Raw genomic sequence first — 23957 nt, forward strand, 5'->3', positions numbered from 1 at the left:
TCCGTGCAGCGCGTGTGCTTCCAACTTCAGGTCAAGCCCGACCGGATCGAGGAATATACCCGGCGGCACGCCGCCGTCTGGCCGGAGATGTTGCGGGCCCTGCACGAAACCGGTTGGCAGAACTACTCCCTGTTCCTCCGGCCCGACGGCCTCTTGATCGGGTACTTCGAGACGGAGTCCCTCGCGGCGGCGCAGGCGGGAATGGCGGCCACCGAGGTGAACGCCCGCTGGCAGGCCGAGATGGCTGAGTTCTTCGAGAACCTCGAGGGCGCTCCGGACGAGGACTTCCTTCGGCTTGCCGAGGTGTTCCACCTCGAGGACCGGCTTGACTCGATTGATGCAGTTGAAACGATTCATCTAGAATTCAAACCGACCCCCACAGAGAAGTGAAACGACGATGACGACATTCGACTCCATCACCGCCCAGCTCGCGGCGCAGGCCATCGAGCTGCCCTCCTGGGCCTTCGGCAACTCCGGCACCCGGTTCAAGGTGTTCTCCACCCCCGGCACGCCGCGTACCATCCAGGAGAAGATCGCCGACGCCGCCCAGGTGAACGAATACACCGGGCTGGCGCCGACGGTCGCGCTGCACATCCCCTGGGACAAGGTCGACGATTACCCGGCACTGTGCGACTACGCCGGCGAGCGCGGGCTGACGCTCGGAACGGTCAACTCGAACACGTTCCAGGATGACGCCTACAAATTCGGCAGCCTTACCCACACGGATGCCGCGGTGCGCCAGAAGGCCATCGATCACCACTTCGAGTGCATCGACATCATGCACTCAACCGGGTCCGTCGACCTCAAGATCTGGCTCGCCGACGGCACCAACTATCCCGGCCAGGGCGATATCCGCGGCCGTCAGGACCGCCTCGCGGACTCCCTTGCCACGATCTACGCCCGCCTCGGGAAGAGCCAGCGACTCGTGTTGGAGTACAAGTTCTTCGAGCCCGCTTTCTACCACACGGATGTCCCCGACTGGGGAACCAGCTACGCCCAGGTCGCGGCCCTCGGCGACCGGGCACTGGTCTGCCTCGACACCGGCCACCACGCCCCCGGCACCAACATCGAGTTCATCGTCGCGCAGCTGCTCCGCCTCGGAAAGCTCGGCTCCTTCGACTTCAACTCCCGCTTCTACGCCGACGACGACCTGATCGTGGGCGCGGCCGACCCGTTCCAGCTGTTCCGCATCCTCTACGAGGTGATCCGCGGTGGCGGCCTCGGCTCGAACTCGACCGTGGCGTTCATGCTCGACCAGTGCCACAACGTGGAGGACAAGATCCCCGGCCAGATCCGCTCGGTGCTGAACGTGCAGGAGATGACGGCGCGCGCGCTACTCGTCGACCGCGAGGCGCTCACCGCGGCGCAGGAGTCCGGGGACGTGCTCGTCGCCAACGGCCTGCTGATGGACGCCTTCTACACGGATGTCCGCCCCGACCTGGCAGCCTGGCGTGAGTCTCGCGGACTCGCGGCCGACCCCATGGTCGCCTACGCGGCATCCGGTTACCAGCAAACGATCGCGGCCGACCGCGTCGGCGGCATCCAGGCCGGCTGGGGTGCCTAGCCTCGTCCCGCAAGCAACTGTTGCCGCAGCGGACAACTGTGGCCGCCACGCCGGCATCAGTTGTCCGAAACGGCGACAGTCGTTGCTCCCAGAGTCTCACCGAACCGATTTTCGAAAGAAAGTGTCGCAATGACAAACCCCACCGCTGCCGAACTCATCGCCCGGTCCAACCGGCTCGGCTCCGACCCTCGCAACACGAATTATGCCGGCGGTAACACCTCCGCCAAGGGCACCGAGATCGACCCCGTCACGGGCGAGAGGATCGAGCTGCTCTGGGTGAAGGGGTCAGGGGGAGACCTGGGCACGCTGACCGAGTCGGGCCTGGCCGTGCTGCGCCTCGACCGGATGCGCGCCCTCGCCGGTGTCTATCCCGGGCTCGACCGGGAGGACGAGATGGTCGCGGCCCTCGACTACACCCTGCACGGCAAGGGCGGCGCGGCCCCCTCCATCGACACGCCCATGCATGGGCTCGTCGATGCGGCGCACGTCGACCACCTGCACCCCGACTCCGGCATCGCGATCGCGACCGCTTCCGACGGCGAGGCTCTCACGTCTACGATCTTCGGCGACCGGGTGGCGTGGGTGCCATGGCGCCGGCCGGGCTTCCAGCTCGGCCTCGACATCGCGGCGATCAAGGATGCCAACCCGCAGGCCGTCGGCTGCATCCTCGGCGGCCACGGCATCACCGCCTGGGGAGAGACCAGCGATGAGGCCGAGGCCAACTCGCTCTGGATCATCCAGACCGCCGCCGCGTACATCGCCGATCACTCCACGGCCGAGCCTTTCGGCCCGGAACTGGCCGGCTTCACCCCGCTCGCGCCCGAAGAGCGCCGCGCCAGGGCGGCGGCCCTCGCCCCGACGATTCGCGGTCTGGTGTCCACGGATGCCGCCAAGGTCGGCCACTTCACGGATGCCCCCGAGGTGCTCGACTTCCTGTCCCGTGCCGAGCACCCCCGACTGGCGGCCCTCGGCACGAGCTGCCCCGACCACTTTCTCCGCACGAAGGTCAAGCCGCTGCTGCTCGACCTGCCGGCCACGGCATCCGCCGCCGACTCCCTCGCTCGCCTTCTGGAGTTGCACGAGCAGTACCGGACCGACTACCAGGCGTATTACGACCGGAACGCGGCGGCCGAGTCGCCCGCGATCCGCGGCGTGGACCCGCTGATCGTGCTCATCCCGGGCGTCGGCATGTTCAGCTACGGCGCGAACAAGCAGACCGCTCGGGTCGCCGGCGAGTTCTACCTCAATGCCATCAACGTGATGCGCGGCGCCGAAGGGCTCTCCAGCTACGCGCCGATCGACGAGGCCGAGAAGTTCAGGATCGAGTACTGGGCGCTCGAAGAGGCCAAGCTGGCGCGGATGCCCGCGTCCAAGCCGCTCACCGGCCGGGTCGCCCTGGTGACCGGGGCGGCATCCGGCATCGGCAAGGCCATCGCCACCCGCCTCGCGGCGGAGGGCGCCTGCGTCGTGATCGCCGACCTCGACCTTACGAAGGCGCAAGGCGCGGCAGCCGAAATCGGTGGGACGGATGTCGCGATCGGGGTGCAGGCCGACGTCACCGACGAGGGCCAGGTGCAGGCATCCGTCGACGCTGCCCTGCTCGGGTTCGGCGGGCTCGACCTCGTGGTCAACAACGCGGGCCTCTCGCTCTCGAAGTCGCTGTTGGAGACCACCGTCGCCGACTGGGACCTGCAGCACAACGTGATGGCCAAGGGGTCCTTCCTCGTTTCCCGGGCGGCGGCCCGCGTGCTGATCGACCAGAAGCTCGGCGGCGACATCGTTTATATCTCCTCGAAGAACTCGGTCTTTGCCGGCCCGAACAACATCGCCTACTCCGCGACCAAGGCCGACCAGGCGCACCAGGTGCGGCTGCTGGCGGCCGAGCTCGGCGAGTACGGCGTGAAGGTCAACGGCATCAACCCCGACGGGGTCGTCCGCGGCTCGGGCATCTTCGCCGGCGGCTGGGGCGCCAAGCGCGCCGCCGTCTACGGCGTACCGGAGGAGGAGCTCGGCACGTACTACGCGCAGCGCACGCTGCTCAAGCGCGAGGTGCTGCCCGAGAACGTCGCCAACGCGGTTTTCGTGCTCTGCACGAGCGACCTCAGCCACACAACCGGACTGCACATCCCGGTCGACGCCGGCGTCGCCGCCGCCTTCCTGCGATGAGCACCGCCGAGCCCGACCCTTCCGGTCGAGCCCTACCGTTGCGTCTGGCCAACTCGACCGCATCCGTCGAACTCGGCGAACTCGTCGAACTCGGCCGGGCCGGCGCCGGCCTGCTGAGAGCAGGGCTCAACTCGTGGTGAGATCACGGTACAGCGCGGGCACGGTCGCCGCGATCGACCTCGGCGCATCGAGCGGCCGGGTCATGCTCGGCCGTGTCGGCCACAACGAGCTGCGCCTGCGGCCGGTGGCACGCTTTCCGAACAACCCGGTCCGCACCATCGACGGGCTGCACTGGAACATTCTCGAGCTCTACCGCAACGTGCTCGTCGGCCTCCACGCCGCCGTTCGGGAGGAGCCGAGGCTGACCAGCGCGGGGATCGATTCCTGGGCGGTTGATTACGCGCTCCTGCGCGGCCGGCGGATGCTTGGCAACCCTTACCATTACCGCGACGAACGCACCGGGGGAGGAGTGCACGCTACCCACGACCTCGTCGCTCCGGCCGACCTCTACGCCGGCAACGGCCTCCAATTCCTGCCGTTCAACACGCTCTACCAGCTCGCCGCCGACCGTCTGGCCGGCAGCCTCGACGACGTCGACACGATGCTGCTGATCCCGGACCTGCTCGGCTTCTGGCTGACGGGGGAGCAGGTCGCCGAGCGCACGAACGCGTCGACGACCGGGCTGCTGCGGATCGGGGGCGGGTCGCGCGCAGCGGCCGGGCGAACCGTCGCGGCAGCTGCCATCTCGGCGGCCACGGTAACGGCCGCCTCGGCCGCCGCGGACTGGGACGATGCTCTCATCGAGCGGCTGGGCCTGCCCCGGTCGATCTTCCCCCGACTGGTCAGCGCGGGGGAGCGGATCGGGTCCCTGCTGCCCGATGTCGCTGCCGAGATCGGATCGGCCACGCGCCTGGATCTCCTCGCCGTCGGGTCGCACGACACAGCATCCGCCATCGTGGCCGTGCCCATGACCGGCGACACTGACGCCTTCATCTCCTCGGGCACCTGGTCGCTCGTCGGAGTCGAACTGGCCTCGCCGGTGCTGACCGAGGCGAGCCGCGCCGCCAACTTCACCAACGAGGGCGGCGTCGACGGCCGGGTGCGCTACCTGCGCAATGTCATGGGTTTGTGGCTGCTCAGCGAGTCGCTGCGCACCTGGGAGGCGCAGGGCAGCACGTTCGAGCTGCCGTTCCTGCTGGCCCAGGCCGCGCAGGTGACCGGCCCGGTCACGGTCTTCGCCGTGGACGACCCCCGTTTCCTGGCACCCGGAGACATGCCGGCGCGCATCCGTTCCTACTGCGCCGAGCACGGCTTGCCGGTGCCGGGCACCCCGGTCGAACTCGTGCGCAGCATCGTCGAGAGCCTCGCGGCTGCCTATGCCGAGACCCTCCGGGCCGCGAGCGAGCTGTCGGGAATGAGTATCCGTGCGGTGCATATCGTCGGCGGTGGGTCGCAGAACGACCTGCTCTGCCAGCTCACCGCGAACCGAACGGGGCTGACCGTGCTGGCCGGCCCCGTCGAGGCCACCGCGATCGGGAACGTGCTCGTGCAGGCCCGTGCCCAGGGTCTTGTGACCGGAAGCCTCGACAGCCTGCGCGCCCTGGTCGCCCAGGCGTATGCCCCGCGGCGCTACCGGCCCGCGGCCTGACGTGTGCCGGTGCTGCCTGCCTCGGGGCGGAGCCGCCCCGACTGCCCGCCGCGGTCGAGAAGGGGCCAGGGTGGATGGCGCACAGGGGCGCCTATGTCCCGGGCCCCGGGGTGTCGGTGCGCGAGGTACGCGTCGCTGAACGCCCAAATTCAGTCGTCGTCACGGTGAACGATGATCGCGCGTCCCGCGCCCGGGAATTGTGTCGCCGGTGAGCACCGACCCGTACGGTCCGTCAGTGGGCAGCGGCAACCACACGGAATCCGCGGCGTGCTCCGGCGTGAGCCGAGCGAACCGTTCACTCGCCGCGCTGAGGTCCGCGTGGTGATGCGTGATCAGGATCGGCTCGATCGCGCGAGGCGGCCGCTCAGGCCCAGAGGCCGATGCTGAGCTGGAGGTGCGCGTCGCTGCCGAGCACCGCCTGCCCCATCGGGGCGATGGGAACCGGCAGTTGCCATTGCCCCTCGCTGGACTTGCCCGGTGCCCAGTCGAGCTGGTGGGGCAGCTCTGCCTGTTCGGCGATTCGACCGGCGAGGGTGCTATTCCACTCCCAGGTCACGCTTCTGGCCGCGCCCTTGTCGTTCACCTCGACGTCGACGATGAGCGTGTCCTGCCAGTCCGCGATCGGCTCAAGGTGTGCCCCGAAACCGTGGATGCCGCCCGTCTCCTTGAGTGAGATGACCTTGAGGTCGAGGGCGTAGCGGCACTTACGCACGTTCTTCGGCTGCAGGAAGATTGTCATCAGCGGGACCGGTGACAGCGGCCCGGCGATGCCCTTCTTCGTGGCGTTCAGATCGATCGGGCAATAATGATCGGCCGTCTGCTCATGAATAAGCGCAGGCACGCCACGGATGTCCAGCCTCGCCTCGCCCTGCCAGATGCGGTCCTTGCGATCGAGCTCCACCCCGTGCAGGGCGACCTCCACCCGCAACCCGCCGAATAGGAAGCGGGAAAGGTTCTGGTACGTTTCCCCGGAGTTGACCAAGCCGTATCGACCCGAGTGGGAGCGATGGATGTAGGCCCGCGCGCCCCCGTAAACGTAGGCGTTGCGGATCGCGACGAGACCATCGTTCTGCACGCCCATGACCGCGGACGACAGCCCGGCGGCCACGGAATAGTCCCGCGAATTCGTGCCGACGATGCTGAGGATGCGGGAGGGAGGGAAGGAGCCCACCATGCGCCGGGGGTCCCACCGGCCCGTTTTCGGGTCGGTTTCCCGGGCAGGGTCGTGGGTGGCCGGCAGCATGTACTCCTGCATCTGCCGGGGGAGAAGATATCGCTCCCCAGCGGCACGAACCGGTCCATGAGCCAGCCCCGATCGGGCCGCCGAGCTCGGGGGAGATTCCTCCATGCGGGGTCCCGATCGTGCAGAGTTTCGACACCGCTTCGGCGGGGTCGGCCAGTTCGCGCTGCAGGACGGTGCGGCAGATCAGCCCGCTCATGAAGTGGGCCACGAGGTAGACAGGTGGTTCGCCGCGCGTCTTGGCACGCACCAGATCGATGAAATCGACGAGACCCCTGGCCGCGCGGCCGATGTCAAACGATTGCGGCTCGACCCCGAATGTGCCCGATGCGGTGTCGTAGAACCGGTGGATCCAGACGGAGTCCGGTTCCAGCGTGCCGGGATCGGCATTGATCAGGACGTTCTGCTGGCTGCCGGCCACTTCGATCCGGTACTGCTGGTCCTTGACAAGTCGCAGCAGCGGACCCTCGTATCGATAGAATCGGGGCTGCCCGCTGGCCCCCACCCGCACATGAGTCGAGCCCTCGTTGAAACCGTAAAACGGGCTATCCGCCGCATCGTCCATGGCATTCTGGCCGCCGGCAAAGCCCCGCACATAAATGATGGGGTAGCGTTCGCTCATCGCGTCTCCATTCGCAGGTCACGTGTCACGGCAGGAATCACGGTGACACGACTGGACGTGTTCGGCAAGCGGGTGGCGGTCCTGAACCGATCTCCCCGCTAACCCCGCACCGAAACCCGTCGATAGAGAAAACTGAGAGGTGCGACACGATGGATGCAGAGCCGCGCGAGACCGCGAGCACGACGATCGGACTGCTTCTGCGCCATGTCCGTGAGCGCGGTGGGGAGGGAGCCGTCACCGAGGTGCTCGCCCGGGCGGGCGTGCAGCACGATGCAAAGACTCTCCTGAACACGTCCGCGTGGGTCAGCTACGCCACCCGCATCCGGCTGTTCGAGGCCGCAACCGCGGTGCTCGGTGACCCGAACACCATGTTCACCGTGGGCACCGGTGCGGTCCGCGGTGACGTCCAGCCGGTGCTGGTGCAGCTCCTAAGTGTGTTCGCCTCACCCGGAGCAATTTTTCGCCAGCTGCCACGCATGGTGCCGAAGTTCACCACAACGTCGACGATGGATGCAGTGCGGGTCGGAAAGACCAGCGCGACCGTGCGCTATCGCCTCCACGACGGCTATCGTCCATCCCGACTCGACTGCCAATACGCCCAGGGACTGTTTTCGTCCGTTCCGGTCATCTTCGGCCTCGCCCTCGCCCACATCAGCCACCCGCAGTGCCAGTCGGACGGCTACCCGGCGTGCGAATACGTGCTGACCTGGTCAACGCGGGTGCGTTGGTGGTCGTGGCGCACGCGGAGTCGCTGGGTCGACGCATCCCTCGGCGTACTGCGCGACAAGGTGCGGGAGGTGCAACTGGCCGCGGCTGACCTCGTTAGCAGCGACGATGTCGACGAGGTGCTCGCCCGAATCGTCGATCGCGCCGCCTCCGCCGTGCTCGCGCCGTCGTACCTCCTCATCGTCGAACCTGCCGGGGGCGGCGCGCCGCTGGTCCGCCACCGAGGGCTTGGCGACGAACGTGGCGCCGATCTCGTGGCACGGATGCTGCGCGGCGAGCAACTGGGCGAGCGCGCGCTGGTCGTCGACATCGCCTCCAATCGCAGGATCCACGGGCATCTGGCCGCCGTGTTCACGGAAGGACACACCGCGATGCTAGGAGATCGGGCCCTGCTCGAGGCCTACGCCGGACACGCGGCCGCGGCCCTGGACCTGTTCACGGCGCTCGAGGAATCCCGCCGGGAGGGAGTTCGCACGGCCGCACTGCTCAACCTCGCCCACCAACTGGCGATCAGCGACAGCGTCGAGGCGATCGCGGAAGTCATCGCGTCGGCACTGGCGGCGATCGTCGGCAGTGACGCGGCATCCGTTCTCCTCTGGGACGCCGACCTTGGTGAGCTTCGCCCTGCCTCAGCCGTCGGTTTCGAGCCTGCCGATCGCGAATTCTTCATGCGTACGACGCTGACTGTGGAGCAGACGCCGGAGCTTCTCGGCCTTCTCAGGCGGCAGGAACGCGTTCTGATCACGGCTGACGACGCCAGCCCGGCCCTGGCGGAGCTGCTCCGTGCCATCGGTTCACACAACGTTGTCGCCGTCCCCCTTCTCGCCGGGGATATGTTGATGGGCGTCGCGACGGCCAGCTGGGTTGCCCCCGTCGCGGCCGAGGTCCTGGCGGAGGCCATCACCCTGATCGAAGGTGTCAGCCACCAGGGAGAAACGGCCATGCAAAGGGCCCGGCTGCTTGAGACTGTGAGGCACCAATCCCAGCACGATGCCCTGACGGGCTTGCCCAACCGAGCGCTGTTCGCGCTGCTGCTCGACACCGCGCTGGCAGAGTGCCAGCCTCACAGCCGAACGGCGGTGCTGTTCTGCGACCTCGACAACTTCAAACGCGTCAATGACCGGCTGGGCCATCGCGTCGGGGACGAGCTGCTGCGGCAGGTCGCGGCTCGCCTGCGCGCCGAGGTTCGAACCAATGACATTGTCGGCCGCCTCGGCGGCGACGAGTTCGCGGTGCTGGTCACCGATCTCGACGGGGAAGATTCGGCCATCGAGCTGGCCCACCGCGTCGTCGGCTGCCTGAATCCGCCTTTCCACCTGGCCGGCCAGCACGTGCGCATCTCCGCCAGCGTGGGTGTGGCCTCGCACAGAGGGACGGGAGGTCGCGGCGAGCAGCTCCTCGACGCGGCCGACGCCGGGATGTACGACGCAAAGAGAACGGGACGAAATCAGATCGCCGTCGCCCGCACCGAGGTGCCGGGCAGCGCATCATCGAACCTGGAATCACCGGGGGACACCGACACGTCACTGCTGGTGGAGTTGACCCGCGCCGTGGCGGCCAACGAGATGAGACTGTTTTACCAGCCTGTTGTGGACATCTCCCGTTTCGGCGAGGAGACGGTGGTGGGCGCGGAAGCCCTCATCCGCTGGGCGCACCCGCGACTGGGCATTTTGGCCCCGGGCGCGTTCCTGCCGCTGGCGCAGGAACGCGGCCTCATCACCGAGATGGACCTGTGGGTGATCTCGACCGCCTGCCGGGACGTCGTCGAGTGGCCGCAGCTGGGCGCTCGTCCTCTGGGCGTCGCGGTCAACCTCGACGCCGCCACGCTCCTGGATCGTAGGCTCGTGTCGACGGTTCGCACGGCTCTCAACCGCAACGACCTCGCACCGGAGAGACTCACCCTCGAGGTGGTGGAGAGCAGATCACTGGTCGACCTCCCCGGCATCGTCGAGCGCCTGGTGGAACTGCGCCGCCTGGGCATCCGCATTTCCCTGGACGATTTCGGTACCGGCTTCTCGACCCTGGCCTGGCTCAACACCCTTCCCGTCGACCAGATCAAGATCGACCGCAGCTTCATTCAGGATCTTCCCGACGCCTCTTCCGTCTCCCTCGTGCAGGGAATCCTGGCGCTGGCGTCGAAGCTCGACGTGGAGGTGATCGCCGAGGGGGTGGAGACCACGGAACAGCTCGATAGTCTCCGCACCAGCGGCGCCATTCTCGCCCAGGGCTACCTGTTGGGCCGCCCGAGCGCGACCTGGGACCCGATGGCTGGAAGCGCGGTTGCGGCGGCCCGACGCGGGGCATAGCGCACGAATCGAGGCGTGCTCGCCTCAGACCGCAGCCTGGCCGCCGTCGACCGGCAGGACGATCAACTGGTTCAGTCGTTCGGGGACACATCGCTCGCGATGACCCTGGCACCCTCGATGATGCCGCTCTTCCCAGAGCGCGAATTCGATGCCTGCAGCAGGGCGGCCGACGCGGCCCCGCTCTGGTGGGCCGAATTCGGCGCTGGCGAACAGCAGCCGCTCGTCGGCCAGGTGATCGATCGGATCGGCCGTGCTCTGGGCGGCTGAATGCAGTGGACAGGCTCAGGCCAGCATGCTGCGCAGCATCCACGCCGTCTTTTCGTGAACGTCGAGGCGACGCACGAGCAGATCGGTGGAGACCTGGTCGGGCGCGCCCTCGGCGAGGGGCAGCACCTCCCGGATGGTGCGGGCCGTGGCCTCGTGGGCGGCGACTAGGCGACGGAGCATCTCCGGGGCATCCGGCAGGTCGGTGTCCTCGCGCACGACGGCGAGCTCGGTGAACTCGCGGTAGGTGCCCGGCGCCGGAGTGCCCAGTGCACGGATGCGCTCGGCGATGTCGTCGACGGCCAGGGCCAGCTCGGTGTACTCGTCCATGAACATGGTGTGCAGAGAGTGGAACATGGGGCCCACGACGTTCCAGTGGTAGCTGTGAGTCTTGAGGTACAGGGTGTACGAGTCCGCCAGCACCCGGGACAGGCCGTGAACGATCTTCTCGAGCTGCTGATCCGGGATACCGATGTCGATTATCTGACTCACTGGTGACTCCTTAGGTCGTGTGGGTCTTCACGCTACACACCCGGGGTGTGACGCCCCCGTGAGGACCGGTGGCCAACCGCAGTGACCGCGAAACAGGTCAGTCGATCCGGGCCACGGTGACCGCGATCTCGGTCACGGCCGGGTTGCCGTTCTGGTCGAGCTGATCCGTGATCGCATTGTGCACGCGGCGGCTCACGTCGGTGGCCGCGAAGGGTGCGGCGACGCCGATCTTGACCGCGATCTTCAGGCCGCCCCTTTTCTCGGAGACGGAGACGGAGCTGGTCGATTGCGGCTTGCCGGTCACGGCTTCGACGGTGGTGGCGATCACCGAGGCGACCACGGTTGCCACGAGTGGGGCTGCCGAATACACCGCATCCACGCCGGGGACTGCCCGTACCGCCTCGTCGAGTTGAGCGGTCAGCTGGGCCGGCGTCCCGGGGTCGGGCGCCGGCGCTTCAGGTGCACGGGCGTCACTCATCGCTGCTCGCTTTCGCCGGCGGGGGTACGGGTTGGTACAGGTCGCCGATGGTGATGTCGACGGCCTCGACGGCGAGTTCCGTGTGCTGGCGAAGTGCGGTGTAAAGCGCCTCCCGGAGCTGCTCGGCGAGCGGTGGGATGTTCCTGCCCTCCAGAACCGTGGCATCTACGCGCACGGTGACGGGTGCGCCGGGCTCGCTGACCTCGCCGTCGAGGCGGCACCGGCCGACGATGATGTTCGGCACACTGTCACCGGCGGCACGCAGGATGCCGCGCACTGCACCTTCGCTCACGCTCAGGCGAGCGGTGGAGGAGGGGTGGCTGATCGGGATGTCCCGGCCCGCGCGCGCCTCCAGATTGATGTGCTGCAGAATCGAGTTGACCCAGCTGTCCTCGCGTTCGGCTTCGCGCTCCACGTCCTTCCGGAACAGGGCGCGCTGCGTGCGCCGGAGCCGCTGCATGCCGCGAAGGGCGATCTTGCACTCGGGGGAGCCGTCGATGCTCGGGTCAGCCGGGGTGCGGTCCCGGTCGAGGTAGTCGCTCAGCTCCTCGAAGGTGTGGCCCGCGAGCTCGTCGGAGAGGTTCATCATCGCCATTCCTCCATCTCTTGGAGCAGAGTCTTCCGAGCTCGGGCGAGAAGCCCACGAACCGTTGAAACGGGAAGGTCCAGTTCCTCCGCGATCTCGCCGTAGCTGCATTCCGCGAGTTCCCGCAGCATCCAGCAGCGGCGCTGGTCCTCCGGCAGATCGCCGAGGACACGCGTCAGAGCCTCAGTTTGAGACTCCGCCTCTGCCAGTCTATGGGGGGAGTGCCTCTCCGGTGCCGGGGCGTCGGTGAGATCGATGTTGAGGTGCGGACGCCGGGCACGCAGCCGGTCGACGCTTTTCCGGCTCACGATCCGCATCAACCAGCTCCTGACGGCGGCGCCGTTGTCGAGGGTGGGCAGCTGCTGCCAGGCGGTGATGAATGACTCCTGAACGACGTCGTCCATCTCGTCACTTGATCCGAGGACCCGGCTGGCATACACCCGCATCAGCGGGCCGTAGCGACGCACGAGCACCTCAAACGCCCGAATGTCCCCGTCGGCGGCGCGATCGGCCAGGGTCTGGTCGGTGAATGACTCAAGCGGAGATGCGAGCGGTGCCCGGGTCGGGGTCGTTGTCATCATTCCTCCACCCTTTCACCCGCCGTGTCCAAAAGTTATTTGACAAATCCGTGTGACAAATATGCCACAACCCACGTCGTATTACTGACAGCCTTTGTCAGCCGCAGACCGGAAGGACTCCCGATGTTCCACTCACCCGCCGTCGACGACAGCATATCCGCCGGCGCCGTTATGCCCACGTTCGATGCGTTGCTCGTCGGTCCGGCCGATGATGATGGTGACGCCGGGGACTCGACGGCTGCGACCGCATACGTCTGGGGCACACGCGCCTGGCTGCCACCGACGCAACACCACTGGAAAGGGAAGACGCTATGAGTGCATCCGACAAGATCGAGAACGCCGCCCAAGACCTCAAGGGCAAGGCCACTGAGGCCGTGGGCAAGGCCACCAGGGATGATTCCAAGGTTGCCGACGGCAAGGCAGAGCAGTCTTCGGCGAGTGTGAAGAAGGCTGGCGAAAACGTCAAGGACGCGTTCAAGCACTGAGTTCTTCATGCAAAGAGCGTCAGATCCAGTCGTTGCGCTTGAACAGCACGTAGAGCAGCGCCGATAGCCCCACGATCAGCGCGGCAGAGCTGTAATAGCCCAACGGCTGGGCGAAGCCGGGGTAGGGCACGTTCTGGCCGTAGAAGCCCGTGATGGCTGTGGGCACGGCGATGATGGCCGCATAACCGGTCACCTTCTTCGTGATCACGTTGAGCCGGTTGCCCTGAATCGCCAGATTCGCCTCAAGGATGGCGGTGGCCTGGTCACGCAGGCTCTCCGTCCATTCCATGACGCGCAGCACATGGTCGTACACGTCTTGGAAATACGGACCCATCTCGTCCCGCAGCAGGTGCAGATCGCGCCGCAGCAGCGTGTTCACGACCTCGCGCATGGGAAGGATGACCCTGCGTAACGTCAGGAGACTCTTGCGCAGTTCGAAGGAGGCCCGCTGCACCGCTTCCTGCTTGGTTCCCGGCAGGAAGAGTTGGTCCTCGAGTTCTTCGATTTGGTCGTCCAGTACTTCGACGGCGTCGAAATAGCCGTCGACGAGGTGGTCGAGCAGGCCGTGCAGGAGGAAGGCCACTCCGTTCCGGGCCAGATCGGACGCCGAATCCCAGCGGGCCACGACGGCCTCCAGGTCGAAGGCTCCAGTGTGCACGGTCACCAGGGCCCGGTCGGTGATGAACGCCGCGATTTCGTGCGTGGTGACCTGAGCGGTCGCCACACCGAATTCGACCGAGTACGCGGACAGGAACAGGTGGTCAGGGTAGCGGTCGAGCTTGGGTCTCTGTTGCAGCGTCAGGGCGTCTTCGACCGCCAGTTCGTGCAGGCCCAGCTCGCCCGCGAGGTGGGCGAGATCTTCTTCGCCGGGATCGGATAGGTCCACCCAGACGACGGCGCCGGACAGGGCGAGGTGCTCAGACACCTCGCTGAGCGGGAAATCCTCGTCGACGAGAGAGCCGTCGCGGTAGCAGCGGGTACGGGGTGTGGGCACACTCCAGTCAAGCCCGATCTCGACCGATCTAATAGGTCAGCGCGCGGGGGGCTCCCAGGCGGCGATGGATGTGACGGTGTCGAGCACCTGCGTGCGTCCGGCATCCGTCAGCTCGATGCGGAGGCTCGGTGAGTCCAGCGTCATCGCCACGGTGAGTCGCGCGACGGCGTCCGCACCGGTCCAGAGGAGTTCGAGTCGGTCGTCACCGATGGCCGTCCAGGAGAAGTCGCCGTCGAAGGCCGGGTGCGTGCTGCGGATGCGGGTCAGGCCGAGCTGGGCCCGGGTCACGTCGGTCGCGAGGGCCCGTTCGACCTCCTCCGCCGTGTAAACGTGGCGGTTGACGTCGCGGCCGTTGCCGGTGCGCTCGAAGAGTTCCGTGTCGTCGAGGCCGCCGAGCAGTCCCACGTAGTACACCTGCGGTCGGCCGGGCAGGAAGTGCTGCACGGCGCGGGCCAGAAGGTAGGGCACTTCCTCGCCGCCGAGGACGCTGTAGAACGTCGCGTTGATCTGGTGCGGCAGCGTGAACCACTCGGGCACGACGGATGCGATGGAGGAGTGGCCGTGTGTGGCACGCTCCGCCCGCGCGAAGATGTCGATCATCTCGGCCTGGGTCAGCAGGCCCGGCTTGTCGCCGATCGGCCCCGCGTCGATTATGCCGATACCGTCGTGAGTGTCGAGCACGGTGATGGCGTTCGCGGGGCGGATCTTGAACCAGTCGGCGAGGCGGTCAACGGTTCCGGTGCCGAGCGAATGAAGAAGCAGAGGCGCCAGCGCGAAGTCGTAGACGCGGTCGACCAGCGGGGCGATCGCGAGCTGCTGACTGTAATGCGCGTGCACCTCGACCAGCACCTCGAGGCTCTCCTCGTGGGCCATGGCCACGACCGTGCGGGCGAACTCGAGGGTCTGCTCGGTCATGAAGCTATCGGTTCCGGGGGTCTTCACGGCGTAGCCGACGGCGTCGAGGCGCACCGTTGTGACGCCGCCGGCGGCCAGCGTCTGCAACACCCGACGCAGATAGGCGAGGGCCGCGGGGTGGTTCACGTCCAGGTCGACCTGGGTGGGCATGAAGGTCGTCCAGACTAGGTGACGGCTACCGTCGGCGCCCTGGAAGGCGGTGAAGGGGAGTCCGGGTCGCGGCCGGTAGAACGCCGTGATGTCCTTCTCGGTGCCGCCGTTCGGGAACACGGTGTCGAAGGTGAGGAACATGCCCTCGGAGGTGGAGGCGGTGCCGCGGGCCAGCCAGTCGATGAACTCGACCGACGAGGAGGAGACGTGGTTGACGATGAGGTCCGCGGTGAGCCCGCGCGTGCCGGCGAGGCTGCGCATGTCGTCCCAGGTGCCCAGGCGGGCATCGACCGCGGCGTGGTCGATCGGGTCGAAGCCGGCATCCGCGCCGTCGAAGGGAACGTAGAACGGCAGCACGTGCACGCTGCCGAAGGCCCTCAGCGGGCCGTCGAGGAGCGCCTGCAGATTGTGGATGGTGCCGCCCAGGCGGTCGGCGTAGACGAGCAGCTCGATTGTGGTCATGTTCAACTCCGGTTCGACTCGGCGCGGCAACGAACAGCACCGATTCAGAAGTTACGGCACCCGGTGGACCAGAGCAATTCCGGTGGCGGTCCTGGGGCCGCCGAGCTTTCGGTGGTCGAGCCTGTCGAGAACGCGGTCATTCCTCGTCCGCAGTGACGGTCTTCCGTTCGACCGCGTCGGTCATCCGGGGGCGGGACTTGGTCACGTTCCGCCATTTGCGGGCCCCGGTCTCCAGCCAGGGTGGTGCCATGATCTGCACGGCGCCGCGGAGCATCCGGATCACCCAGCCGGAGGCGGCGAGGTAGCGGTGGTGCCACCAGCAGAGACAGACGCCGTTGTCGGTGTGCGTCGGTCCGCCCTCGGAGTGCGGGATCGCGTGGTGGATCTCGGTCATCCCGGCCGGGGTTTTGCAGCCGGGGATGATGCAGGTGCCGTCGCGGAGTTGGATCGTCCGGCGTTGCGCGGCGGTGAAGCACCGTTCGGGTGAGCCGAGGGCGATGATGCGTCCCTCGTCGGTGATGACGACTTTCTGTTGTCCGCCGTTGCTGATCAGGTCTGTGACGGCGCTGATCGAGATCGGGGTGTCGACGCCGTCGATCCAGCCGACGCCGCGGCCCTGACTGAAGTCTGCGTTCAGGTCCTGTTCCCGCACACTGACCAGGACCGTGGCCGGGGCGCCGCCGATGGTCGGGGCCTCCCCGGCCCGGGAGGCAACGTCGAGGATCACGGCGAGCACGTCGTGGCGCCGCTGGTCGGGCGTACGGTCGTCGCGTTCGAGCGGCGCCTGCTCCCGCTCGGCGTCGGCTTCTTCCGCGGTGTGGAAGGCGACCGGGGCGCTCTTCGGCGACAGGTACGCGTCGAAGAGGCGGCGTAGCCTGCCCGCGATCTCGGGCATCAACGCCCCCGAGACCGGCACGATGCCGTCGCGTTCGCGGCCGAGCCGGATCCCGCGCACCATCAGGGCGTGGTCGTCGGGCCGGGACCCGTCGGGCGCGAGCACGGCCCTCCAGACCGCACCCTGCAACCGGATCTCATCCGCCGACGCCGGCACCGGGGTTTCAGAGCTGGTGCCGGTGGCCGAGGCGACCAGCTCGCTCTCCGCGGCCTGCACCGATTCCAGGTCGGTGCACCGCAGCGTCGGCGTCAACGCGGTGAGGATCGCGTCGGCCGTGTCGACGCCGATCGCCCCGGTGGCCAGGCCGATGGCCGTGGCGGGGAAGGTGGGCGGCAGCGCTTCGCCACCCAGGGAGCGGCCGGTGCGCAGCTGCGTGCCCAACCGCATCCGTCGCCCCGCGGCCGGCCCGGAGACGAGCGTCAGGCGCTCGAGTAGTTCTCCGGCGGTGCGGCAGCCCCGCTTCGCCGAGAGCTGCCCGGTGCCGAGCTCGGGCCGGCACCGGTCCGTGACCTCGCCCGCGGCCGCCACCCGCAACGAGTCGACCTGCCGGCCGAGGACCTCGACCGCCGTGGTCACCTGCAGGAGGCCGTCGTCGTCGAAGCCGCGCACCGCCGAGCACCGCAGGAACTCCCCGAGTTCCGCCGCGAAATCGTGCACCAGTGTGACCGCCCGCGCCGCGCCGGACGGGCCGGGCGCGGCATCCGGTGCGAGGGTTTTGGTGAAGTTGTTCACAAGACCGAGTTTATCAGGAATCAGACACAGAGATGAGACTATATCAGGTTGTGGAGAAGTAGAATTCGAAAGTATATACCACCAAATCCGACCTGTTCGGCGCTTCCAGAGTCGCGGGCGCCCGAGATGAGTGAGTCCTAACCTCTCCGCAATGATCACCGAACTGGCCCGGGATACCCCGTCCTGGGGCGAGATCATGCGGCTAATCGACACCACCCCGGTGCCCTGCGGCAAGTCCCTGCCCACGCCATGCTCCGCCATGACCGACACCTGATCCAGCAGGGCCAAGTCATCATCGGCGATAAAGGGTTCGCCGGCCGCGAGTTCGAGGGGTTCACCACCAACGAACTCGGCGCGCACCTGATCCGACCCGACCGCAAGGACGAGAAGAAACGCTTCGGCAAACTCGGCGGAATGCGCCAGTGGGTCGAGTTGGACTTCGACACCCGCAAAGGCCAACTCGCCCTAGAAGTCCACGGCGCACGCACCATCCCGGGCCTTTACTCCCGCGTCGCCGGCCGACCAATCGCCCACGCAGACAGAAACTGGCACACCTGGCTCCTCGGAAGCCCCAACAAACGACCCCTCATCGCCTACGACCATTGAGACTCACTCAGTCCCTGAGGTTAGTCAAGTGCTTCTCGCAGCCGCACACGTCGCACTGGAACCAGATCTCTTCATCGGCCAGGGTGTCGGTTGTGACGGCCCGAGTTCGCATGTGTCCGGCGCACGCGCGCTGGCGGCATTCGGGATTGAAGTCCATCTATGGAGCGCTCTCTTTCGTGGGGACGACAGGCCCTCATTGACCGTGACGGCGACATTACTCCGATTTGGTTGCCGCGACCAGAACCGAGATGACGGAGGCGCTGCCGATCCGGACACGAAATGACCGGCCCGCGCGGGGCATCCGGTCCTGCGTGTTCCATGATAATTTCGCCTGACCATGTCAGACCTGCCTGCCGCATCCGCCGAATCCTCCCGGCCTGCCGAGCCGCCCGGGCCCCAGCGACCGCTCTCGCGGGTCGAGGTTGCCGACATCGCGGTTCGCCTGTTCCAGGAGCACGGTTATGAGGCCACGAGCACCGTGGACATCGCCGAGGCGGCCGGGGTCTCGCGCAGCACCTTCTTCCGGCAGTTCCGGTCCAAGGACGACGTGATCTTCGCCGACCACGACGAGCTGGTCGCCCGCATCGACGAGCACTTCGCTGCGACGCATTCGGATCCCTGGCTGGCCGTGTGCGAGGCCGCCGCCATGGTCTTCGAGCGGTTCCGCGAGCGTCTGGAGATCGTGCGCATCCGGGACCGGGTCCTGCGGGAGACCCCCGTGCTCCGGGACCGGGAGACCATCATGGCGATCCGGTATGAACGGATGTTCGCCAGCTACCTGCGCAGCACCGTGCCGGGTGTGCCGCCCCTGACTGCCATCCGCTTCGCGGCCGCCGTGACGGCCACCCACAACTTCGTGCTGCGGCGCTTGATCCGGGCGACGGACAGCGTCGGCCCGTATTCGCTGGCCGCCGAACTCACCGAGGTGCGACGGCTATTCCATCTGGATGCCGCGGCGCCAGGTCCCGAGGCGCGACCCGCGGGCGACGTGGTCGTCGCCGTATTCCCGGCCGCCACGGATCCCACCGAACTGGCCCGCGCCATCGAGGAGCGGCTGCGCGCCCAGACGCACTCCTGCTGAGACTCAGTATCACTTGACCTGGGACTGAGTGTCAGATAGAACTTGTACCTGGGCATTTTTCTGACCGGCGCACGAGGGAATTCATTCCCTGGTGCCGGACGACATCAGCCGATCAGGCCTGCCCGACTTCGCTGTCCTCCACGAAAGGGAAACCGTGCCCGACTACGACGTATCCAGGCCCCTCGACACCGATTACTACGGCGTATTCGCCGACGTACCTGAAGCTGACCGGGCCTTCTGGGACCGCGCCCGCAATTTCGCCACCGAGTCGCTGGACGAGTTGACGACCGCGTGGGACAAAGCCGACTACCCGCTGCACCTGGCCCGAAGACTCGGCGAGCTCGACCTCCTCACCGACGGTGTCGTCGGCCCCGGACTGAGCCCCATGTCGCCGCTCGCGGCCGGGCTCGTCAACATGGAGATCTCCCGCGGCGATGGCTCTATGGGTACCGTGGTCGCCGTGCAGGGCGGGCTGGCCCTGCGCAGCATCGCCCTGTTCGGCAGCCCGGAGCAGCAGGAACGCTGGCTGGTGCCGCTGGCCCGCGCCGAGAAACTTGGTGCCTTCGCCCTGACCGAACCCGACCATGGCTCGGACTCGGTCGGCCTGGAGACCACCGCACAGCGCGACGGCGACGAATGGGTGCTCAACGGCGAGAAGAAGTGGATCGGCAACGGCTCGGTCGGCGACGTGACGGTGGTCTGGGCTCGTGACGACGACGGCAATGTGCGCGGCTTCCTGGTGGACCAGGACACCCCCGGATATCACGGAGTGACGATCACCGGGAAGGGGTCCCTGCGCGCCATCCACCAGGCCCGGATCACCCTCACGGATGTGCGGATCCCGCTGGACGCCGTGCTGCCGGGCACCCACACGTTCAAGGACGCCTCCACGGTGCTCTTCGCGACCCGGCTCGGAGTGGCCTGGTCGGCCCTCGGCCACGCCACGGCGGTGTTCGAGGCGGCTCTGAACTACTCGACCCAGCGCATCCAGTTCGGTAAGCCGCTCGCCGGTTTCCAGCTCGTGCAGGAGCGCCTGACCATGATGCTGTCCCGGCTCACGTCAATGCAGCTGCACTGCGTGCGCCTGGCTGAGCTCGACGGCGCCGGTACGCTGCGCCCGATCCAGGCGTCGCTGGCGAAGTATCACAACACCAGGGCGGCGCGGGAGATCGCGTCGATGGCCCGTGACATGCTCGGTGGCAACGGCATCCTGCTCGAAAACCACATCATCCAGCACCTCGCCGACATCGAGTCGCTGCACACCTACGAGGGCACCGAAAGCGTGCAGTCGCTCCTGATCGGGCGGGACCTCACCGGGATCAGCGCCTTCCGCTGACCCGATTGCTCGGCTCAGGACTTGGTCGACCTGTGGTCGACGGATGTCGCCGTCGCGGCTCGGGCGGGTGTGGGTCAGGTGAGCAAAATGACCAATACTCGACAGTGTGGAGACATTCGGCGTCTGCCAACGTACGCTGTGACACAATCACTCAGCCCGGCTGCACCGGAACGAGCCAGAGAACACGGGCAGCACTGCGCGCAACCGTCGTGGGGGACTCGGCCCGTGCGCCTGAACCAGGAACGCAGATCGATGACCGACAAACATCTCACCGACGATCAGCTGTTGCTCGAAACGGATTACACCAGCTACGCGAGCTCGTGCCGCGACCCGCACATCACCCCGACGAATGACCTCGTGGAATGCCGACGGCAGAGCGGCCACGACGACACGCACGCCACCAGGTCCGGCCTACGCGCCATCCGCTGGGCCGTGCCCGAGCCACACGCGGCCTAGCCGAGCACGCCTGACCCCGGCCCGCCCTGTCACACGCCCGTGCCCCGAACGAATTCGACGGAGATCATTCCCGAATCAATGCCAGAAACTCCGAAAAGTTCGTTTATATGCGTCACCCGGCCAAACGAGGGGTGGACGCCGCTACCCCGTAGGCTGAACGGGGCACGCTTAACCGAAATTCGACGTGCTCACGCTTGCTGAGCTGAGCTCGACGAAAAAAGGCCGAATATGACGCAGAACATTTCCGAACTTCCCCGCATCCGCGCGATGATCCGAAGCGACGGAACGGGAGAGCTCGTCATCGACGGTGTCAGCTCGCGCATCACCGCCGCCGACGAGGCCGGCGTGCGCGAGGAAATCATCAACCGGGTCACGGATGCCGCGCGCGCGATCGATCGCGCGGTGCGCCTGACCGCGGAAGACGAGCAGGGCAAGTCGCCGTTGATCGTTCACCCGAACGGGGACGTGGAAGACGATGGGGCCTTCATCCCGACCTCCTCGGAACCAGGACCGGCATCGGAGCCGGTATCGACCGCGCCTGCTGCCGTCTCCGCCGCCGTCTCCGCAAGCGAGGACGTCGAACTGATCGCGCTGGTCGTGCCCGCCGAACAGCAGAAATCGGTTTTCGACACCGCCGAACTCCAGGCCGCCGGGCTCGATGACGCTGGGCTCGGCACGGCTGCGCTTGACACGGCAACGCTGAAGGAAGCCATGCGCGATGCCGACATGCTCGAAGCCGATGTCATCCAGCAGATCGAACCGGCCCCGTCGGCACGGGCCCATGTCCCGCCCCTCACCGCGTTCGATGGCCTCGTCCTCGATCTCGACGCCGACACCGACGATGAGGACGACCAGGAGCAGGACCTCGCGGCCTCGCCCTTCTCCGCTCCCCGGGCCGCCACGAACCTCGTCGGCCCGGCACCGGTGCCGGGCGGCACGTTCGCCGAGGTGCCCGCCGACGACCCCTCGATCGCCCCCGCAGCGCTCGCCGGTGGTGGTCCGAACCTCGCGGACTTCATGAATTCCCGTCCGCCGCTCGTGGCAGGGCCTGCCCTTCTGGGCTGGCAGGGCACGGTGCGACGCCTCACCGGCGGACTCGTCTCCCCGGCCCCCGGAACCGGCGAGATGTCGCACCGCGCGGCGGTCGCGTCCGTGCAGCGCAGCCTGGTCGGCCCGCGCACCATCGTCGTGCTCAACCCGAAGGGCGGCGCGCACAAGACCACCGCGACCCTGCTCATCGCCGCGACCTTCGGCATCCATCGCGGCGGGTACACCCTCGCCTGGGACAACAACGAGACCATGGGCACCCTCGGCGTGCGGGCGCAGACCGCCGCCCACACCAACACCGCGGTCGACCTGCTGCGCGACCTCGACAACTTCGCCTATTCAAGCTCCGCCCGGGTCGGCGACCTCGACAACTACGTGCGCAACCAGGGTGACGCCCGGTTCGACGCGCTTGCCTCCGACCTCGACCCTGCCGGGGCCGCCAGTATCGACGACGTGGCCTTCGGCAAACTGCATGCCGCGCTCAGCCGGTTCTACCGGGTGCTGATCATCGACACCGGCAACAATATGCGGGCGTCCAACTGGGAGGCGGCCGTCGACGCGGCCGACCAGCTCGTCGTCGTCTCCACCATCCGCGAAGACACCGCGTATGGCGCGGCCTCGCTGCTCGACGGCCTGCGTCAGAAGGGCCACGCCGACAAGGTCGCGCAGGCGGTCACAATCCTGGCGTCACCGGCCAAGACGGCCGATCGTCACCTCTCCGTGCGGCTCCACGACCACTTCAGCAAGCTGACCCGCACCGTCGTGGACGTGCCGTATGACTCCGCCCTCGTGGCCGGGGGATCGCTGAACTACGACGCGCTCGCACCGCGCACCCGTGAAGCGTGGCTCGTTGCCACGGCCGCGATCGCCGAAGGTCTCTGACCCGGCGGCGTCCCGGTGTTGAGCCCGCCCGGCCGACAGTGTGCCAGCCGGGAGTCAGGCGGCACTGATGTCGGTCGGGCATACTGGCGAAGGCCCGAACGAATGCCCATCGACTCAGATGCCCCGCAAATCAGTGTGTGCATCGAATCCTGCCGAACAGATCAGTGGTCGAAACGATCATTGTGAATAGATCACTGTCGAGAAGAAAGATCAGCGTGCGTAAACTTCCTGCCCTCATCTCCATAGCCACGGTTGCCGTGCTCGCCCTCGCCGGGTGCAGCGGGTCTCCCTCCGACAACACCGGAGCGGCGGGAATCGCCTGCGTCGATTCCGGCACGGCGTCGGAGGCCGTGAAGGTCTCCGGCAAGGCCGGCGCCGAGCCCAAAGTGAAATTCGAGTCGCCGCTGACCACGAAGGCCACCGAGGTCTCCGTCGTGACCGAGGGCAAGGGTGACGCCGTCAAGACCGACGACATCGTCGAACTGGGGTTCTCCGTCTACAACGCGAACACTGGCGAGAAGATGAACGCCGGCGGCTTCGGTGACGACCTCGGCGCTCCCATCACCCTGGCCAAGGACTCGAGTGTATTCCCGGCGCTGATGAAGGGTGTCGCGTGCGCGAACTACGGATCGCGCGTCGCGGTCGTGGCCCCGCCGGCTGACGCGTTCGGCGAGACCGGCAACGAGGAGCTTAAAGTCGGGGCCGAAGACAACATCATCTTCGTCATCGACGTTAAAAGCGAAATCCTCCCTCGCGCGAACGGCGAGGACCAGAAGCCGGAGGATGGCTTCCCGACTGTCAAGCTGGCCGAGGATGGCGCTCCGACCGTGACGATCCCGGAAACCGACGCTCCGACCGAGTTGAAGACCTCGGTTCTCAAGAAGGGTGACGGTGCCACAGTCGCCGAAGCGGACACCGTGGTCATGCACTACTCGGGCGTCGTCTGGTCCACTGGTGAGGTGTTCGACCAGACCTGGGGCAAGAGCGGTCCGACCCCGATCTCCCTGGCCGCCGTCGTTCCCGGCTTCGCCCAGGGTCTCGTCGGCCAGACGGTCGGCTCCCAGGTGATGATCGCGATTCCGCCGGAACTCGGCTACGGTGCCGAGGGCCAGCCCGACGCCGGCATCTCGGGTACCGACACGATCGTCTTCGTCGTCGACATCCTCGCCGCCGGTTAGCAGGCCGTTCGGCTGCGCTCGAACCGGCCGGTTATTTGGGACGGACGGCCGTCGTGCCGGGCGCATCC

22 protein-coding genes and 2 pseudogenes are annotated in these 23957 nt (G+C 67.3%); 15 read left to right on the forward strand and 9 right to left on the reverse strand.

Annotated features, from left to right (window positions below):
* Positions 1-3: 3 nt before the first annotated feature.
* The 5 genes from E3O62_RS06465 (at position 4) to E3O62_RS06480 (ending at position 5378) form a co-directional block, all read left to right on the forward strand.
* Entirely contained in the window at positions 4-390 is a 387-nt protein-coding gene (locus E3O62_RS06465) for an L-rhamnose mutarotase (RefSeq protein ID WP_134395324.1), read from the forward strand.
* Positions 391-397: 7 nt separating this feature from the next.
* A complete protein-coding gene (gene rhaI, locus E3O62_RS06470; RefSeq protein ID WP_134395323.1) occupies positions 398-1564 on the forward strand; it encodes an L-rhamnose isomerase in 1167 nt (388 codons plus the stop codon).
* Between the two features lie 129 nt (positions 1565-1693).
* Positions 1694-3730, forward strand: coding sequence for a bifunctional aldolase/short-chain dehydrogenase (locus E3O62_RS06475; RefSeq protein ID WP_134397934.1), 2037 nt, complete (start codon positions 1694-1696; stop codon positions 3728-3730).
* Positions 3727-3870 (forward strand): hypothetical protein, encoded by a 144-nt coding sequence (locus E3O62_RS16540; RefSeq protein ID WP_166786435.1) that lies wholly within the window; start codon positions 3727-3729, stop codon positions 3868-3870. The genes E3O62_RS06475 and E3O62_RS16540 overlap by 4 nt, the downstream gene beginning before the upstream one ends.
* A gap of 62 nt (positions 3871-3932) precedes the next feature.
* On the forward strand, positions 3933-5378 hold the full coding sequence (locus E3O62_RS06480; RefSeq protein ID WP_134398091.1) for a rhamnulokinase family protein: 1446 nt from the start codon (positions 3933-3935) through the stop codon (positions 5376-5378).
* A 180-nt stretch (positions 5379-5558) separates the two neighbouring features.
* Here E3O62_RS06480 and E3O62_RS17075 read toward each other — a convergent pair.
* Positions 5559-5726 (reverse strand): annotated as a pseudogene (locus E3O62_RS17075) (MBL fold metallo-hydrolase); the annotation flags it as partial.
* A 16-nt stretch (positions 5727-5742) separates the two neighbouring features.
* Complete coding sequence (locus tag E3O62_RS06490) at positions 5743-6633, reverse strand: hypothetical protein (protein WP_134397935.1); 891 nt, start codon at positions 6631-6633, stop codon at positions 5743-5745.
* A 91-nt stretch (positions 6634-6724) separates the two neighbouring features.
* Here E3O62_RS06490 and E3O62_RS06495 point away from each other — a divergent pair, with 91 nt between their 5' ends.
* Genes E3O62_RS06495 through E3O62_RS06505 form a run of 3 tightly spaced genes read left to right on the forward strand, consistent with a single transcriptional unit; the run spans position 6725 to position 10539 of the window.
* Complete coding sequence (locus E3O62_RS06495) at positions 6725-7342, forward strand: hypothetical protein (RefSeq protein ID WP_134397936.1); 618 nt, start codon at positions 6725-6727, stop codon at positions 7340-7342.
* 47 nt (positions 7343-7389) lie between these two features.
* A complete protein-coding gene (locus tag E3O62_RS06500) occupies positions 7390-10272 on the forward strand; it encodes a bifunctional diguanylate cyclase/phosphodiesterase (protein ID WP_166786436.1) in 2883 nt (960 codons plus the stop codon).
* 15 nt (positions 10273-10287) lie between these two features.
* Entirely contained in the window at positions 10288-10539 is a 252-nt protein-coding gene (locus E3O62_RS06505; protein WP_134397937.1) for a hypothetical protein, read from the forward strand.
* 15 nt (positions 10540-10554) lie between these two features.
* On the opposite strand, the gene E3O62_RS06510 is transcribed toward E3O62_RS06505, so the two are convergent.
* The 4 genes from E3O62_RS06510 to E3O62_RS06525 all read right to left on the reverse strand — a co-directional run bounded on the left by E3O62_RS06510 (position 10555) and on the right by E3O62_RS06525 (position 12670).
* Positions 10555-11028: a Dps family protein gene (locus tag E3O62_RS06510; protein ID WP_104102258.1), complete on the reverse strand. Its 474-nt coding sequence runs from the start codon at positions 11026-11028 to the stop codon at positions 10555-10557.
* A 97-nt stretch (positions 11029-11125) separates the two neighbouring features.
* Positions 11126-11506 (reverse strand): hypothetical protein, encoded by a 381-nt coding sequence (locus E3O62_RS06515; RefSeq protein WP_134397938.1) that lies wholly within the window; start codon positions 11504-11506, stop codon positions 11126-11128.
* Positions 11499-12095: an Asp23/Gls24 family envelope stress response protein gene (locus E3O62_RS06520; protein ID WP_134397939.1), complete on the reverse strand. Its 597-nt coding sequence runs from the start codon at positions 12093-12095 to the stop codon at positions 11499-11501. The genes E3O62_RS06515 and E3O62_RS06520 overlap by 8 nt, the downstream gene beginning before the upstream one ends.
* Positions 12092-12670 carry an RNA polymerase sigma factor gene (locus tag E3O62_RS06525; RefSeq protein ID WP_134398093.1) on the reverse strand — a complete coding sequence of 193 codons (579 nt, stop codon included), beginning with the start codon at positions 12668-12670 and terminating at the stop codon, positions 12092-12094. Before E3O62_RS06525 ends, E3O62_RS06520 begins: the two co-directional genes overlap by 4 nt.
* A gap of 311 nt (positions 12671-12981) precedes the next feature.
* Between E3O62_RS06525 and E3O62_RS06530 the strand changes: the two genes are divergently transcribed.
* Entirely contained in the window at positions 12982-13155 is a 174-nt protein-coding gene (locus E3O62_RS06530; RefSeq protein ID WP_134397940.1) for a CsbD family protein, read from the forward strand.
* Positions 13156-13174: 19 nt separating this feature from the next.
* On the opposite strand, the gene E3O62_RS06535 is transcribed toward E3O62_RS06530, so the two are convergent.
* The 3 genes from E3O62_RS06535 to E3O62_RS06545 all read right to left on the reverse strand — a co-directional run bounded on the left by E3O62_RS06535 (position 13175) and on the right by E3O62_RS06545 (position 17303).
* Entirely contained in the window at positions 13175-14149 is a 975-nt protein-coding gene (locus E3O62_RS06535; RefSeq protein WP_134397941.1) for a magnesium transporter CorA family protein, read from the reverse strand.
* Between the two features lie 36 nt (positions 14150-14185).
* Positions 14186-15676 (reverse strand): sucrose phosphorylase, encoded by a 1491-nt coding sequence (gene gtfA / locus E3O62_RS06540; protein ID WP_134397942.1) that lies wholly within the window; start codon positions 15674-15676, stop codon positions 14186-14188.
* 136 nt (positions 15677-15812) lie between these two features.
* Positions 15813-17303, reverse strand: a complete 1491-nt coding sequence (locus E3O62_RS06545) for an HNH endonuclease signature motif containing protein (RefSeq protein WP_166786437.1) — start codon at positions 17301-17303, stop codon at positions 15813-15815.
* 136 nt (positions 17304-17439) lie between these two features.
* On the opposite strand from E3O62_RS06545, the pseudogene E3O62_RS06550 reads away from it, so the two are divergent.
* The 6 genes and pseudogenes from E3O62_RS06550 to E3O62_RS06575 form a co-directional block, all read left to right on the forward strand.
* A pseudogene (locus E3O62_RS06550) lies at positions 17440-17909 on the forward strand (IS982 family transposase); the annotation flags it as partial.
* A gap of 337 nt (positions 17910-18246) precedes the next feature.
* Positions 18247-18990, forward strand: a complete 744-nt coding sequence (locus E3O62_RS06555) for a TetR/AcrR family transcriptional regulator (RefSeq protein ID WP_134395170.1) — start codon at positions 18247-18249, stop codon at positions 18988-18990.
* Between the two features lie 154 nt (positions 18991-19144).
* Positions 19145-20326, forward strand: coding sequence for an acyl-CoA dehydrogenase family protein (locus tag E3O62_RS06560; protein WP_134397944.1), 1182 nt, complete (start codon positions 19145-19147; stop codon positions 20324-20326).
* 252 nt (positions 20327-20578) lie between these two features.
* Positions 20579-20782, forward strand: a complete 204-nt coding sequence (locus E3O62_RS06565; protein WP_104171714.1) for a hypothetical protein — start codon at positions 20579-20581, stop codon at positions 20780-20782.
* A 228-nt stretch (positions 20783-21010) separates the two neighbouring features.
* Complete coding sequence (locus E3O62_RS06570) at positions 21011-22711, forward strand: chromosome partitioning protein (RefSeq protein WP_134397945.1); 1701 nt, start codon at positions 21011-21013, stop codon at positions 22709-22711.
* 215 nt (positions 22712-22926) lie between these two features.
* Positions 22927-23889: an FKBP-type peptidyl-prolyl cis-trans isomerase gene (locus E3O62_RS06575; protein WP_134397946.1), complete on the forward strand. Its 963-nt coding sequence runs from the start codon at positions 22927-22929 to the stop codon at positions 23887-23889.
* Positions 23890-23957: the final 68 nt, after the last annotated feature.

Origin of the sequence: Cryobacterium sp. TMT2-15-1 (assembly GCF_004402345.1) — a bacterium.
Taxonomy (GTDB): Bacteria; Actinomycetota; Actinomycetes; order Actinomycetales; family Microbacteriaceae; genus Cryobacterium; species Cryobacterium sandaracinum.

Excerpts from the sequence above, each read along its gene's own strand:
- gtfA (WP_134397942.1), bottom strand. The coding sequence starts at position 15,676 with ATGACCACAATCGAGCTGCTCGTCTACGCCGACCGCCTGGGCGGCACC.
- E3O62_RS06555 (WP_134395170.1), top strand. The coding sequence starts at position 18,247 with ATGTCAGACCTGCCTGCCGCATCCGCCGAATCCTCCCGGCCTGCCGAG.
- E3O62_RS16540 (WP_166786435.1), top strand. The coding sequence starts at position 3,727 with ATGAGCACCGCCGAGCCCGACCCTTCCGGTCGAGCCCTACCGTTGCGT.
- E3O62_RS06565 (WP_104171714.1), top strand. The coding sequence starts at position 20,579 with ATGACCGACAAACATCTCACCGACGATCAGCTGTTGCTCGAAACGGAT.
- E3O62_RS06500 (WP_166786436.1), top strand. The coding sequence starts at position 7,390 with ATGGATGCAGAGCCGCGCGAGACCGCGAGCACGACGATCGGACTGCTT.
- E3O62_RS06490 (WP_134397935.1), bottom strand. The coding sequence starts at position 6,633 with ATGCAGGAGTACATGCTGCCGGCCACCCACGACCCTGCCCGGGAAACC.
- E3O62_RS06495 (WP_134397936.1), top strand. The coding sequence starts at position 6,725 with ATGCGGGGTCCCGATCGTGCAGAGTTTCGACACCGCTTCGGCGGGGTC.
- rhaI (WP_134395323.1), top strand. The coding sequence starts at position 398 with ATGACGACATTCGACTCCATCACCGCCCAGCTCGCGGCGCAGGCCATC.
- E3O62_RS06475 (WP_134397934.1), top strand. The coding sequence starts at position 1,694 with ATGACAAACCCCACCGCTGCCGAACTCATCGCCCGGTCCAACCGGCTC.
- E3O62_RS06525 (WP_134398093.1), bottom strand. The coding sequence starts at position 12,670 with ATGACAACGACCCCGACCCGGGCACCGCTCGCATCTCCGCTTGAGTCA.
- E3O62_RS06520 (WP_134397939.1), bottom strand. The coding sequence starts at position 12,095 with ATGATGAACCTCTCCGACGAGCTCGCGGGCCACACCTTCGAGGAGCTG.
- E3O62_RS06570 (WP_134397945.1), top strand. The coding sequence starts at position 21,011 with ATGACGCAGAACATTTCCGAACTTCCCCGCATCCGCGCGATGATCCGA.
- E3O62_RS06480 (WP_134398091.1), top strand. The coding sequence starts at position 3,933 with ATGCTCGGCCGTGTCGGCCACAACGAGCTGCGCCTGCGGCCGGTGGCA.
- E3O62_RS06515 (WP_134397938.1), bottom strand. The coding sequence starts at position 11,506 with ATGAGTGACGCCCGTGCACCTGAAGCGCCGGCGCCCGACCCCGGGACG.
- E3O62_RS06530 (WP_134397940.1), top strand. The coding sequence starts at position 12,982 with ATGAGTGCATCCGACAAGATCGAGAACGCCGCCCAAGACCTCAAGGGC.